Raw genomic sequence first — 13,958 nt, 5'->3', positions numbered from 1 at the left:
ATTTTCGGGGTGACATGCACCCCGTTCTCTGCAAAATAGAGCCTGATGAGAGACAGGGGCGTCCGTCGAAAGACGGGCTGAGAAGCACCCTTCGAACCTGAACCGGATCATGCCGGCGGAGGGAGTCGCTCGGGGTTGGGCTTTGCCCGCATGAACCGCCCCGTGCCTGCCCCCGCCTGAAAGGGGCAATATGCAGACCGAGACCACGCCGGGTACGATGCTGAAGACGATGCGGGAAAAGCCGCCGCTCGTTCAGTGCATCACGAATTACGTCGCCATGAACATCGCCGCGAACGTCCTGCTCGCCGCCGGCGCTTCGCCGGCCATGGTGCATGCCGCTGAGGAAGCCGGCGAATTCGCCGGGATCGCGAGCGCACTGACCATCAATATCGGCACGCTCTCGACGCAATGGATCGAAGGCATGCGGGCTGCGGCCAAGGCTGCGAACGCGGCTCGGAAACCCTGGGTGCTCGATCCGGTCGCCCACTACGCCACGGCCTTCCGCCGCAGTGCGGTCGCCGATCTCCTGGCGCTCAACCCCACCGTCATCCGCGGCAATGCTTCCGAAATCATCGCGCTTGCTGGCGGCGAGAGCCGTGGCCAGGGTGTCGACAGCCGCGATCCCGTCGAGCATGCAGAAGATTCGGCCCGACGGCTCGCGAGGCGGCAGCAGGCGGTCGTCGCCGTCACCGGCGCGGTAGATTTCGTGACCGATGGTGAGAAGGCGGTGCGTATTGCGGGCGGATCGGCCTTGATGCCGCAGGTCACCGCGCTCGGCTGCTCGCTCACCTGCCTCGTCGGCGCCTTCGCCGCGACCGCGCCCGAAGATATCTTCGGCGCGACGGTCGCAGCCCTCGCAACCTTCGCTGTCGCCGGTGAAGATGCGGCACTCGGTGCGGCCGGCCCCGGCTCCTTCTCCTGGCGCTTCCTCGATGCGCTGGCCGCGATCGATGCCGAAACGCTCGATGCCAGGGCAAGGATATCGCCCGCATGAAAAGTTTCGACCTTTCGCTCTATCTCGTGCTCGATCCCGATCTCTGCGCCGGGATCGGCATGGTCGAGACGGCGCGTCTTGCCGTTGCCGGTGGCGCAACGATGGTGCAGTTGCGCGACAAACATGCCGGCACCGCCGGGATGATCGAGACCGGCCGCGCCTTGAAACAAGCGCTAGCTGGAACCGGCGCCCTCCTCGTCGTCAACGACGACGTCGAGGCGGCGATTGCCATAGGCGCCGATGGCCTGCATATCGGCCAGGAGGATATGGATGCCCGTAAAGCGCGAATGATTATCGGCCCCGAAATGATCCTCGGCCTTTCGGTCGAAACCGAACTGCTTGCCGCAGCCGTCGATCCCGATCTCCTCGATTATACCGGCGTCGGACCTGTCTTTGCGACGCCGACCAAGGCCGATCACAAGCAGCCGATCGGTTTTGACGGCCTTGCGAAACTGGTAAAGGCTTCTCCGGTGCCATCTGTCGCCATCGGCGGGCTCAAGGCCGAACATGTGGCCGAAGTATTCGCAGCCGGCGCCAAGGGGCTTGCTGTCGTCTCTGCAATCTGCGGCACTTCGGACCCTAAGGCAGCCACGCGCCGCATCGCCGCCGAAATCCGAAAGGTCCGTCCATGATCCGCAACGTTCTCTCCATCGCCGGCTCCGATCCCTCGGGCGGCGCCGGCATCCAGGCCGATCTCAAGGCTCTTTCCGCCCGCGGCGTCTATGGCATGGCGGTGCTGACCGCATTGACGGCGCAGAACACACAAGGCGTCACCGGCGTGCATCTGGTCCCACCGCAATTCGTCGCCGATCAGATCAATGCCGTCTTTGCCGATGTGCGCGTCGACGCCGTCAAGATCGGCATGATTGCCAATGCGGGAATCGCCGAAGCCGTCGCCGCAGCGCTCTCCGACCGGCGCGGCATTCCCATTGTCATCGATCCCGTGATGATCGCCAAAGGGGGCGCGGCCCTGCTCGCGCCTGAGGCGATCGACGTGCTGACCCGCCGATTGCTGCCGATTGCAACCCTGCTGACCCCGAACCTGCCCGAAGCCGCCGCCCTGTTGCACCAGGCCGTCGCGACCAACCGAGCGGAAATGTCGGAACAGGCCGAGAGGCTTCGCACACTTGGCCCGGCCGCCGTACTGGTCAAGGGCGGCCACCTCGACAGCGATGAAAGCCCCGACGTGCTGGCCACGGCCGATGGCCTCCACTGGTTTGAAGCTCCGCGCGTGCCGACCAAGAACACGCACGGCACCGGCTGCACGCTCTCCAGCGCGCTGGCGGCCGAACTTGCCAAGGGTGCCCCGGTTCAGCGGGCCGTCGCCATCGCCAAGGAATACCTCGCCGGCGCTGTCGCAGCTGCCGGAAGTCTCAGCGTCGGCTCCGGCCATGGTCCGGTGCAGCATTTTCATGAACTTTGGAAACACGGCGAATAACCGGCTATCCGGTAATCCCGTCAAAAAGCGCAACAAGAAAACGGCCCGGCCCTCCCCGGGCCGTTTTCCGTTCGTCATCCACCTTGCGTTGAACGCCGGCTTCGGAGCGGGAGACCGCACCCGGCCCATTTGAAAAACCCTGTTGACAAGCTCGGCCAGATGGCCAAGTCTATAACATTAAAAGGGTATACATTCCGTAATAGCGGAATATTGGGAGGAATAACAGGTGCCAGACCTGCTTGTGAGCTTATATTCCACCAAGCTCGCCGAACTGAAACAAAAGGCCGACGATGTCGCTGCCTCCATCCGTCCGGCCCTTCCCCCGGAACTTCATCTCGTCGTCAACTGGGTTCGCGAACAGTTCAGCGAGAATTGGGCAAGTGAAGTCTCGGTCGCCTTCTCCCGCCAGCCAGTTGCCTGCCTGATCGCCGTGGAAGCGGGCAAACTGCTCGGCTTTGCCTGTTATGACACCACCGCGCGAGGTTTCTTCGGCCCAACGGGCGTCGCCCCGGAGGCGCGTGGCAAGGGTATCGGGCTCGCCCTCTTTTCCGCCTGCCTTCAGACCATGAAAACGTCAGGTCATGCCTATGCCTTCATCGGCGATGCCGGCCCGGTCGATTTCTACGCCAAAACGGCAGGCGCAATTGTCATCCCCGCCCCCGACAAGGGCATTTACGAAGGCATGCTGAGAAGCGCGCCGAAATGACCATCTGATACCGGAGTTACAGAATTGTCCTCGACCCCGCTCGCCCTTTTCGTCGGCCTTCCGAACCCCGTCATTTCGGATGATGAATTCGCCCTCTTCCGCGAGACAAATCCGCTCGGCCTCTTCGTCGGCCGGCGCAATCAACGCGAGCCGGAGCAGACGAAGCGCCTGATCGAACGATTCCGCGAAGCCGTCGGCCGCGATGATGCGCCTGTTTTCACCGACCAGGAAGGCGGCCGTGTGCAGCATCTCGATGCTGGCCCCTGGCCGCTCTTCCGCAGCTTCGGCCAATTCGCCGAACTTGCGCGCCGCGATTTCGATCTCGGCAAAAAAGCGCTGCGCCTTTCCTCCCGGGCCATGGGCGCGATGATGACGGAACTCGGCCTTTCCAGCGGCTGCTCGCCGGTTCTCGATCTCGTTTTCGAGACGACGAGCGCGGTCATCGGCGCCCGCTCCTTCGGCCCTGATCCCGACTTCATCGCAGCCCTCGGCCGCGAGGTGGTCGACGGCCTGCTCGAGACCGGCAACATGCCTGTCATGAAGCATATTCCCGGCCATGGCCGCGCGACGCTTGATTCCCACAAGGAGCGCCCGGTCGTCGACGCCAGCCGCGAGACGCTCGCCGCCACCGATTTCAAACCCTTCGTCGCGCTGAAGGACACGCCTTGGGCGATGGTCGCCCATGTCGTCTATTCGGCTTACGACGCCGAGCTGCCGGCGTCGATCTCGCCTGTTATGCACGACGTGATCCGCAAGGACATGGGCTATGAGGGCGTGCTGGTCTCCGACTGCATTTTCATGGAATCGCTCGCGGGCACCCTGCCGGAACGCGTCAGACAAGTGCTCGACGCCGGCTTCGACATCGCGCTCCACAGCCATGGCGACATTCCCGAAAGCGAAGCTGCCGCCAAGGCCGCCCGCCCGCTGACGGACGCCGCCCTGAAGCGCATCGCCGCCGGCCAGGCCCGTCTGGGCAATCTCAAGATCGATTATCGCGCCGCCCACCGGCAAGTCGAAGACATGTTTGCCAGCGTGTCGACCGCCTGACCGTCATATCTCACTCATAAGAAAAAGGGGAATAGAACATGAAAAAATATCTTCTTGCAGCCGCTGCACTGACGCTTCTTTCGGGATCCGCCATGGCGCAGACGATCCTGACCGCGAATATCGAACCGGCGACGACCTGGGTGCGCAACTTCAATCCGTTCAACCAGACCTCGTCGCGCCAGTCGACGCTCGACTTTATCTATGAACCTCTCGTCATCTTCAATCGCTTCGACAGCAACAAGCCGGTCTATCGTCTGGCCGAAAGCTTCAAGCTCTCCGACGATCTGAAGAGCATCGAATTCCAGCTGCGCCCGAACCTGAAATGGTCTGATGGCAAGCCGCTGACCGCAGCCGACGTCAAGTTCACCTATGATTACCTGAAGAAATTCCCGGCGCTCGACTTCGTCAGCATCTGGACCTTCGTCACCGATGTGCAAGCCGTCGACGCCCAGACGGTGCGCTTCACGCTGGCCAATCCGAGCTCGCTTGCCGCCGAGCAGATCTCGCAACTGCCAATCGTTCCCGAACATGTCTGGAAGGATGTCGCCGATCCCGTCACCTTCGCCAACGAAGACCCGGTCGGCAGCGGCCCGCTGACGGAAGTGCCGCGCTTCACCGGCCAGACTTACGACCAGTGCCGCAACCCGAACTACTGGGACAACGCGCATCTCAAGGTCGACTGCATGCGCTTTCCGCAGCTTGCCGACAACAACCAGATCCTGACGGCAACCGCCGACGGCACACTCGACTGGGGTGTCTCCTTCATTCCCGACATCGACAATGTCTATGTCTCCAAGGACTCGGCGCATTTCCACTATTGGTATTCGCCGAGCAGCATGGTCGCCTTCCTGTTCAACTTGGAAACAGCAAACGAGAACAACAAGAAGGCCTTCAACGACGTGAAGTTCCGCCGCGCCGTCGGCATGGCGCTCGACCGCAAGACGATGATCGACGTCGCCGGCTACGGCTACCCGACGCTGAACGAAGACCCCGGCTTGATGGGCGAGCTCTACAAGAGCTGGGCGGACCCTTCCATCAAGGCCGACTTCGGCAAGTACGCGACCTATGACGCCGGCGCCGCCAAGGTGCTGCTCGACGAGGCCGGCTACAAGGACAAGGATGGCGACGGCTTCCGCGACAATCCCGACGGCAGCAAGATCTCCTTCTCCATCATTGTTCCGAACTCCTGGACGGACTGGGTCGATACCGTCAACATCGCCGTCGAAGGCATGCAGGCGGTCGGGATCGACGCCAAGATCGAAACGCCCGAGGAAGCCGTCTGGACCGGCAACCTCATCGGCGGCAAGTTCGATGCGGCGATCAACAGCCTGCCGGCCTCTGCCTCGCCTTACTATCCCTACAAGCGTGCCTTCAGCGCTTCCGACAAGGGCAAGACCCGCTTCACCGCGCAGCGCTGGTTCAACCCCGAGGTCGAGAAACTCGTCACCGAGTTCACCCAGACCGCCGACCTTGCCAAGCAGAAGGAAGCGATGAACAAGGCGCAGCGCATCGTCGCTGAAAACATGCCGATGATTCCGGTCTTCAACAATCCGAACTGGTATCAGTACAACACCAAGCGCTTCACCGGCTGGTCGACCAAGGAAAATCCCTTCGTCAATCCGTCGATTTCGCGCACCAATCCGGCACGCCTGCTGAACCTGCTCGCCCTGGAACCGGTGAAATAAGCATCATGCTCTCGGGAGCGGTGTCAGAACATGATGCCGAAAAGTGTAAGCGGTTTTCGGATGACATCACGCTCATCTAAAAGCGCCGCTCCCGTCACGACGGAGTTCCCATGGCTTTTCTGCTTCGCCGCCTCGTCTTCTACATGGCAGCCTTCATCGCGGCAGCGACGATCAATTTCTTCCTGCCCCGGCTGATGCCGGGCGATCCCGTGCAGATCATGTTTTCGAGCGCCGGCACCGAATTGCCGCCGGAAAGCCTGCAGGCGTTGAAACTCACCTTCGGCTTCGTCGACGGCCCGCTCTGGCAGCAGTATCTCACCTATCTCGGCAGCATCTTCACCGGCGATCTCGGCCGCTCGGTCAAATATTTTCCGCTGCCGGTCACCTCCGTGCTCGGCCATGCTCTCGTCTGGACCATCGCCCTGATGGGCACAGCGACGATCGTGAGCTTCGCGCTCGGCACCTTCCTCGGCATCGTCGCCGCCTGGCGGCGCGGCAGCAGGTTCGATGTCGTCGTCTCCGTCGGCGCGATTTTCGCGACCTCGGTACCAGCAGTCGTCACCTCGCTGATCGTGCTCTTCATCTTCGGCTTCACGCTCGGCTGGTTTCCGAACGGTTATGCCGCCGACCCGTCGCTCGATCCGGCCTTCAGCCTGCAATATATCGGCAGTGTGGCCTATCACGGCATCCTGCCAATGGTGACCCTCTGCACCGTGCTGATCGGCGGCTTCACCGTCACCATGCGCAACAATATGATCAACCTGCTCGGCGAGGACTATATCGTCATGGCCCGCGCCAAAGGCCTCTCTGACCGGAACGTGATGCTCTGGTATGCGGCGCGCAACGCGCTGCTGCCGACCGTTTCCAGCCTTGCCATCGCCATCGGCACCATTCTCGGCGGCTCGCTGGTGACGGAGGTCGTCTATAACTATCCCGGCCTCGGCAACATTCTCTATCAGGCGATCCTCGCCCGCGACTATCCCGTCATCCAGGGCCAGCTCCTCATCATGACCGCGACCATGTTGATCGCCAATTTCATCGTCGACGTCAGCTATGTCTTGCTCGACCCGCGGCTGAAGGGAGCATGAGATGAAGACCCTGCTTCGAAACCGCAAGGCGCTCACCGGCCTCGCCATTATCGCCTTCATCCTCATCGTCGCGATCGCAGCCCCGCTATTGACGCAGTACGATCCCGCCGCCCGCACTGGACGACCCCACCAGGCGCCGTCACTCGACCATATTCTCGGCACGACGCGCATCGGTCAGGACGTCTTTGCCCGGCTGATCTATGGCGCCCGCACCTCGCTCGCCGTCGGCTTCGGCGCCGGCTTGCTGATCACGCTCGTCGGCACCGCGCTCGGCATCATTTCCGGCTATCGCGGCGGCAAGACGGATGAGGTGATCAGCTTCTTCACCAATATGGTGCTGGTCGTTCCGAACCTGCCGCTGCTCTTGGTGCTTGCCGCCTTCATCGGCCAGGCCAGCCCCGTCGTCATCGCCCTCATCCTCGGCGCCACCTCCTGGGCCTGGGGTGCGCGCGTCACGCGCGCCGAGACGCTTTCCGTCAAGCAGAAGGATTTCGTCAAATCGGCCGAAATGATGGGGGAGCCGCAATGGCGCATCATGACATCAGAGATCTTCCCCAACGTGATTTCGATCGTCGGCATCAATTTCATCGGCAGCGTCATCTTCGCTATCATCACCGAGGCGACGCTGGAATTTCTCGGCCTCGGCGATCCCAAAGCGATCTCCTGGGGCACGATGCTCTACAATGCGCAGAAGGCTTCCGCCCTTTCGGTCGGCGCATGGTGGGATATCCTCACGCCCTGCTTCGCGCTTGCCTTCCTCGGCATCGGCATGTCGCTGCTCAACTTCGCCGTCGACGAGATCGCCAATCCGCGTCTGCGCACCGGCAATCACCTGAAGCGCTGGTCGCTGCTCGTCCGTTCCGGGGAGGGCCGCCTGTGACCCAGCCGCTGCTTTCGGTGAGGAACCTCACCATCGATTATATCGGCGAAGAGAAGGATTTCCGCGCCGTCGACGACGTCAGCTTCGATGTCGCGCCCGGCGAAGTCTTTGGCCTTGCCGGCGAGTCCGGCTGCGGGAAGAGCACCATCGCCTTCGCCATCAGCCGACTGCACAAGCCGCCGGCACTGATCCGGAAGGAGAGCCGCATCCTGCTCGACGGCCGCGACGTGCTCGGCCTCGACCAGCAGGCGCTCAGCGCCTTCCGCTGGCGCGAAGTCGCCATGGTCTTCCAGAGCGCTATGAACTCGCTAAACCCGGTGCTGCGCATCGAAAGGCAATTCTATGACGTGCTGCGCGCCCACAAGAATATGGGCCGCGCGCAAGCCCGCGAGCGCACCGCCGAGATGCTGAAGCTCGTCGATATCGCGCCGGACCGCATGCGCGACTATCCGCACCAGTTTTCCGGCGGCATGCGCCAGCGCATCGTCATCGCCATCTGCATGGCGCTCGACCCGAAGCTCGTCGTCATGGACGAGCCGACGACGGCGCTCGATGTCGTCGTTCAGCGCGAGATCCTGCAGCGCATCAACGAGCTGCGCCGCAGCTTCGGCTTTTCCGTGCTGTTCATCACCCACGATCTCGGACTGATGGTGCAGTTCTGCGATCGCATCGGCATCATGCTCGCTGGCCAGCTCGTCGAGCAAAACAGCGCCGAGGCGATCTACCGGACACCGCAGCACACCTACACGAAAAGGCTCTGGGCCTCCTTCCCGTCGCTTCACGGAGGCGTGCTGCTATGAGCGAAACCATCCTCGCCCTCGACAAGGTGACCAAGACCTTCGGCCACGGCGCATCCGCCGTCCACGCCGCTCGCTCCATCTCCTTTTCGCTACGGGCCGGCCGGGCGCTCGCCCTCGTCGGCGAATCCGGCAGCGGCAAGACCACCTGCGCCCGCATGGCAATGCGCGAATATCAGCCGACATCAGGGCAGATCCTCTACAAGGGCCGCCCGGTCGAAGGCGCCAAGGCGGACGAGATCGCCCGCTATCGCCGTTCGATGCAGATGATCTTCCAGGACCCCTTCGCCTCGCTCAACCCGGCGCATACGATCGCTCACCATCTCAAGCGGCCGCTGAAGCTTCATCGCCCTGACATCAAGGGAACTGAGATCGACGCGACAATCCGTGAACTGCTCCAGCGCGTCAGGCTCGATCCCGATCTCGTCGCGCCGAAATATCCGCATGAACTCTCCGGCGGCCAGCGCCAGCGCGTCAACATCGCCCGCGCGCTCGCCGTCAAACCCGAGGTGATCGTCGCCGACGAGCCGACGTCGATGCTCGACGTCTCGGTGCGCCTCGGCGTGCTGAACCTGTTGAACGAGATGAAGCAGCAGATGAACCTCGGCCTGCTCTATATCACCCATGATATCGCCACCGCCCGTTACGTCGCCGAAGACATCGCCGTGATGTATGCCGGCCAGATCGTCGAATGGGGCAGCACCGCTCGGGTGATCGACAGTCCGCTGCATCCCTATACAAGACTGCTGCTCTCGGCGGTGCCCGATCCCGATATCCGCTTCGACGACCCGAAAGCCCGGCTGAGGCCCGACGAGGTAGAGGATATCCGCCGCCGTTCAGCCGCGCCGCAGGACGAAATCGTCGAAGTGGAGCCGGATCACTTCATGCGGATGGTATGAGGCCGGCTTGCTGGCCTCGTTCTTCGCCCTATGCTAGGGGACGGTCCCTTTCATGTGAGGCGAGACCGTCATGCTGCCCTGGATCCAGCTCGATTCCGCAACCATTCCCGGCGAAGGCGGCGAACTCAGGCTGAAGCAACGCGGCAGCGAATTCTCGATCATGCTCGGCGCCAACGAGTTGATGAACAGCCGCCTCAGCGGCTCGGAGGAAGCGCTTGCGACCCTTTCCTGGGAACGGATCAAGGCACATCCCAAGCCGAAGATCCTGATCGGCGGGCTCGGCATGGGCTTTACCCTGCGCGCCGCCCTCGCCGTCCTTCCCGAAGATGCAGGCGTCACCGTCGCCGAACTCGTGCCGGCCGTCGTCGCCTGGGCGCGCGGGCCGATGGCGGAGGTCTTCAAGGGCTGTCTCGACGATCCTCGTGCCGGCATTTATCAGGGCGATGTCGGCGAGGCGATCCGCGCCGGGAAGGGCGCCTATGACGCGATCCTACTCGATGTCGACAACGGCCCGGACGGGCTGACCCGCAAATCCAATGACCGGCTCTATGATTCTAACGGCCTTCGCGCCGCTCGCGACGCGCTGCGCCCCGGCGGCGTGCTCGCCGTCTGGTCGTCCGGTCCGGACCCCGATTTCACGCGACGCCTCAAGGACAGCGGCTTTTCCGTGGATGTAGCCAACACCCGCGCCAACGGCAAACGCGGCGGTGCCCGCCACGTCATTTGGCTGGCGCTCAAACCGACCCGCTGAAACGCGCCTAGCTGCCCGAAGCGATCCTCCGGGCCGCATTGATGGCGCGGCGGGCGCCGGCGCGCAGTTGCACGGTCTCGGCACCGGCGATGACCAGATCGAAGCCGTATTTCAGCAATTCGCCGGCCCGCTCGCCGTCGCCGGCATAGGCACAGGCGAACTTGCCATGCGCCCGGCAACGCGCGACGGCATGCTGCATGGCGCTGTCGATTTCCGCCGCGTTCGGCGCCACCTGATCGCCGTTCGACAGTGCGATCGAAAGATCGGAGGGGCCAATGAAAATGCCGTCGATGCCGGTCACGCCGAGGATGCCGTCGATCGCGTCGAGAGCGGCGCGGGTTTCGACCATGGCGATAGCGACGGTGAGGTCATTGGCGCTCCTGAGATAGTCGTCGGCCGAAAGGCCCATATGGTTCAGCGCCAAAGACGGTCCCCAGCTGCGCTCGCCGAGAGGCGGATATTTCGTGGTCCTGACGAGCGCCCTCGCATCTTCCGCCGAATTGATCATCGGCGCGATAATGCCGGAGGCCCCGGCATCGAGCAGACGCGAAGCGGATGCAAAATCACCGACGGGAATGCGCGCGATGGCCGGCTTGCCGGCAAGGCGCGTCTGAGCGACGGCATTTGCCGCCGCCGGCATGTCCCACATGCCGTGCTGCATATCCAGCACGACCGCGTCGAAAGCCTCCTGCGCCAGATGGTTGACGAGCATGGCGTCGGGAATGCCCACCCAGGCCGAGATCATGCCGCCCTGATGCTTCCTGATCCGGTCGGCAAAGCCGTCGATTTCACCTGCGCTCATGTCGTTCTCCTCAATTCGACAGGCCATCAACGGCCGGGTTGTTGCCAGATAGCAACAACATTCATCCTCTCCGGCGCAGCCGCGAGACAATGACCACCACAGCGATGCCCACCGCCGCCAGAATCGCTCCCCAAAGCACCCAGATCGTTTGGGCGATCATGAAAGACGAGGCTGGATAGGGGAAATAGCCGCTTCCCTGCCCGATCCAGATCAGTCCAAGGACGATCATAAGCAGTCCGATGACATAGCCGGTCGTTCGCATATTGAAGCCGCCTTCGCTGGAGATTCGCTTCACAATGTCGATCACTGTCGTTGCTGACAAGGCTTCTTCTGCCGGTAAATGGAGCTGGCGCTAAACGTTCCCTCGCACCTCATCGACCAGCCATGCGCTCAGCCTTTCGTTGTGAGCGCTTGGAGATCGCGCCGGTATCAGCCAGTAACCACGGTCGGGCGCCTCTAGTGGCGGGCCGGCCTCGACCAGCATGCGCGCCGATAGAAGCGTATCGACAAGCCCCATCCAGCCGAGCGCCACGCCCTGCTCGCTCAAGGCAGCCTGGACGACCAGCGAATAGGTATTAAAACTAATATCACCTTGCCCGGCATGCGCGTCCCGGACAGCGGAGAATTCGGTGAAATAGCGGCGCCAGTCGAACCAGGGCGGCGGCATCGGCGTGTCGAGATGGATCAGTCTCGCCTTGGCGAGCTGCCCCGGATTTTCGAACGGCCCGTTGCGGTCGAGAAAACGCTGCGTGCAGATAGGCACGACCTTTTCCGGCAGCAGAAGCGTTCCAACGGCGCTGAATTCCGCCCCCGACCCGAAAACGATCGCGGGATCCGCATCGTCGCGCAGACCGGCCTCGACCCTTTGCGTCGCGACGATCTGTATATCCGTTTCCGGATGCAGAAGGCGAAAGCTCTCCATACGCGGGATCAGCCAAAGCGCTGAAAAGGCATAGTCGGTTCTGAGCCTGATCACCGGCCTCTCGGCCTCGGCCCGGAAACTGCGGGCGAGTGCATCGATGTCGCCGACCGCCTTGGCGGCCACCTCCAGAAGCCGCTCGCCTTCAGCGGTCAGTTCGACGCCACGATGCTGGCGCCGCAGCAGGCTGACACCGAACTGTTCTTCGAGCCGGCGGATCTGATAGCTGACGGCAGGCTGGGTCAGCCCGAGACGCGCTGCCGCAGACGAAAAGCTCCCGAGTGCTGCGACCTCGACGAAGAGGCGCATCCATCCAAGTTCAGGCGGGCGCTCTGACATAAAAATCTCTTTGATCAGATATCAATAAAAGCCGACTTTACAGGCGAGATGATAGGCGCTTCAATAAAATCTTCAAATAGCAAAAGGCAATTCACATGGCCCGCCCGAATATTCTCATCCTGATGGTGGATCAGTTGAACGGGACCTTGTTTCCCGATGGTCCCGCCGATTTCCTGCATGCGCCGCATCTGAAATCATTGGCCGAGCGCTCGGTACGTTTCGCCAATACCTATACGGCGAGCCCACTCTGCGCGCCGGCGCGGGCCTCCTTCATGTCCGGACAATTGCCGAGCCGGACTCGCGTCTACGACAATGCTGCGGAATTCGCCTCCGACATCCCGACCTATGCGCATCATCTGCGCGCCGCCGGATATCAGACGGCGCTTTCCGGCAAGATGCATTTCGTCGGCCCCGATCAGCTTCACGGCTTCGAGGAGCGGCTGACGACGGACATTTATCCCGCCGACTTCGGCTGGACGCCCGACTATACCAAGCCAGGCGAACGCATCGACTGGTGGTATCACAATCTCGGTTCGGTGACCGGCGCAGGTGTGGCCGAAATCACCAACCAGATGGAATATGACGACGAGGTCGCCTATCACGCCACCCGCAAGCTCTTCGATCTCTCGCGTGGCCAGGACGGGCGCCCCTGGTGCCTGACCGTCAGCTTCACCCATCCGCACGACCCTTATGTTGCGCGCCGCAAATTCTGGGATCTCTATGAGGACTGCCCTGCCCTCGACCCCGGTGTCGCGCCAATCGCCTTCGAAGAGCAGGATCCGCACTCACAGCGCCTGATGAAGGCCTGCGACCATGAGGCCTTCGACATCAGCCGCGAGCAGATCAGGCGGGCAAGGCGGGGTTACTTCGCCAATATCTCCTATGTCGACGAGAAGATCGGCGAAATCCTCGGCATCCTGGAGCGGACCCGCATGGCCGAAAACACGATCATCCTCTTTGCTTCCGACCATGGCGATATGCTTGGCGATCGCGGCCTCTGGTTCAAGATGAACTTCTTCGAAGGCTCGGCCCGCGTTCCGCTGATGATCTCGGTCCCGGGCTGGCAGCCCAAGCGCATCGATCAGCCAGTCTCGACACTCGACGTGACGCCGACGCTCGCTGGCCTTGCCGGGATCGATATCGCCGCGTTGAAGCCATGGACCGAAGGTGAGGATCTCGCAGCGCTTGCCGAAGGCACCGGCAGCCGCGGACCCGTGCCGATGGAATATGCGGCCGAAGGTTCCGAAGCCCCGCTCATCTGCATCAGGGACGGTCGATACAAGCTATCGCTCTGCGAGAAGGACCCGCCGCTGCTGTTCGACCTCGAAGCCGATCCAGATGAACTAACTAATCTGGCGAGCGATCCCTCGCACGCCGAGACCTTGGCGCGGCTCACCGAACAGGCCAAACGGCGCTGGAACCTTGCCGATTTCGACGCGGCCGTGCGCGAAAGCCAGGCGCGCCGCTGGGTGGTTTACGCAGCGCTTCGCAACGGCGCCTATTATCCATGGGATTATCAGCCGCTGCAGAAAGCCTCGGAGCGTTACATGCGCAATCACATGGACCTGAACATACTCGAGGAAAGCCAGAGGTTCCCGCGCCAGGAGTGAGCC

15 protein-coding genes and 1 riboswitch are annotated in these 13,958 nt (G+C 62.5%); of the genes, 12 read left to right on the top strand and 3 right to left on the bottom strand.

The features are described 5' to 3' along the window. Window positions 1–44 precede the first annotated feature (44 nt). Window positions 45–141: riboswitch (TPP riboswitch) on the top strand. Window positions 142–190: 49 nt separating this feature from the next. The 11 genes from thiM (at window position 191) to NE852_RS24990 (ending at window position 10,285) form a co-directional block, all read left to right on the top strand. After that, complete coding sequence (thiM, locus tag NE852_RS25040; protein WP_258156742.1) at window positions 191–994, top strand: hydroxyethylthiazole kinase; 804 nt, start codon at window positions 191–193, stop codon at window positions 992–994. After that, entirely contained in the window at window positions 991–1,626 is a 636-nt protein-coding gene (gene thiE, locus NE852_RS25035; RefSeq protein WP_008531957.1) for a thiamine phosphate synthase, read from the top strand. The genes thiM and thiE overlap by 4 nt, the downstream gene beginning before the upstream one ends. Continuing rightward, on the top strand, window positions 1,623–2,432 hold the full coding sequence (thiD, locus tag NE852_RS25030) for a bifunctional hydroxymethylpyrimidine kinase/phosphomethylpyrimidine kinase (RefSeq protein ID WP_008531956.1): 810 nt from the start codon (window positions 1,623–1,625) through the stop codon (window positions 2,430–2,432). The genes thiE and thiD overlap by 4 nt, the downstream gene beginning before the upstream one ends. 226 nt (window positions 2,433–2,658) lie before the next feature. Continuing rightward, the gene (locus tag NE852_RS25025) at window positions 2,659–3,138 is read left to right on the top strand and encodes a GNAT family N-acetyltransferase (protein WP_008531954.1); all 480 of its coding nucleotides are present in this window, start codon (window positions 2,659–2,661) and stop codon (window positions 3,136–3,138) included. 24 nt (window positions 3,139–3,162) lie between these two features. After that, the gene (locus NE852_RS25020) at window positions 3,163–4,185 is read left to right on the top strand and encodes a glycoside hydrolase family 3 N-terminal domain-containing protein (protein WP_008531953.1); all 1,023 of its coding nucleotides are present in this window, start codon (window positions 3,163–3,165) and stop codon (window positions 4,183–4,185) included. A 38-nt stretch (window positions 4,186–4,223) separates the two neighbouring features. Continuing rightward, the gene (locus tag NE852_RS25015; protein ID WP_008531952.1) at window positions 4,224–5,870 is read left to right on the top strand and encodes an ABC transporter substrate-binding protein; all 1,647 of its coding nucleotides are present in this window, start codon (window positions 4,224–4,226) and stop codon (window positions 5,868–5,870) included. A 110-nt stretch (window positions 5,871–5,980) separates the two neighbouring features. Next, on the top strand, window positions 5,981–6,958 hold the full coding sequence (locus NE852_RS25010; RefSeq protein ID WP_008531951.1) for an ABC transporter permease: 978 nt from the start codon (window positions 5,981–5,983) through the stop codon (window positions 6,956–6,958). A 1-nt stretch (window position 6,959) separates the two neighbouring features. Then, window positions 6,960–7,838, top strand: coding sequence for an ABC transporter permease (locus NE852_RS25005; RefSeq protein ID WP_008531950.1), 879 nt, complete (start codon window positions 6,960–6,962; stop codon window positions 7,836–7,838). Next, a complete protein-coding gene (locus NE852_RS25000; RefSeq protein ID WP_258156741.1) occupies window positions 7,835–8,638 on the top strand; it encodes an ABC transporter ATP-binding protein in 804 nt (267 codons plus the stop codon). The genes NE852_RS25005 and NE852_RS25000 overlap by 4 nt, the downstream gene beginning before the upstream one ends. Then, window positions 8,635–9,534: an ABC transporter ATP-binding protein gene (locus NE852_RS24995; protein ID WP_258156740.1), complete on the top strand. Its 900-nt coding sequence runs from the start codon at window positions 8,635–8,637 to the stop codon at window positions 9,532–9,534. The genes NE852_RS25000 and NE852_RS24995 overlap by 4 nt, the downstream gene beginning before the upstream one ends. 70 nt (window positions 9,535–9,604) lie before the next feature. Then, on the top strand, window positions 9,605–10,285 hold the full coding sequence (locus NE852_RS24990) for a spermidine synthase (RefSeq protein WP_008531944.1): 681 nt from the start codon (window positions 9,605–9,607) through the stop codon (window positions 10,283–10,285). 7 nt (window positions 10,286–10,292) lie between these two features. Here NE852_RS24990 and NE852_RS24985 read toward each other — a convergent pair whose 3' ends face one another. The 3 genes from NE852_RS24985 to NE852_RS24975 all read right to left on the bottom strand — a co-directional run bounded on the left by NE852_RS24985 (window position 10,293) and on the right by NE852_RS24975 (window position 12,345). Then, a complete protein-coding gene (locus tag NE852_RS24985) occupies window positions 10,293–11,087 on the bottom strand; it encodes an HpcH/HpaI aldolase/citrate lyase family protein (RefSeq protein ID WP_008531943.1) in 795 nt (264 codons plus the stop codon). Window positions 11,088–11,148: 61 nt separating this feature from the next. After that, window positions 11,149–11,349, bottom strand: coding sequence for a hypothetical protein (locus NE852_RS24980; RefSeq protein ID WP_037173628.1), 201 nt, complete (start codon window positions 11,347–11,349; stop codon window positions 11,149–11,151). Between the two features lie 90 nt (window positions 11,350–11,439). Then, a complete protein-coding gene (locus tag NE852_RS24975; RefSeq protein ID WP_308821744.1) occupies window positions 11,440–12,345 on the bottom strand; it encodes a choline sulfate utilization transcriptional regulator in 906 nt (301 codons plus the stop codon). Between the two features lie 95 nt (window positions 12,346–12,440). Between NE852_RS24975 and betC the strand changes: the two genes are divergently transcribed. Further along, entirely contained in the window at window positions 12,441–13,955 is a 1,515-nt protein-coding gene (gene betC, locus NE852_RS24970) for a choline-sulfatase (RefSeq protein WP_008531937.1), read from the top strand. The last annotated feature ends 3 nt before the right edge of the window (window positions 13,956–13,958 follow it).

The sequence above is a fragment of the Rhizobium sp. Pop5 genome, assembly GCF_024721175.1.
In the GTDB taxonomy this organism is placed as follows: Bacteria; Pseudomonadota; Alphaproteobacteria; order Rhizobiales; family Rhizobiaceae; genus Rhizobium.
This window is presented reverse-complemented; position numbering and strand designations above follow the sequence as displayed.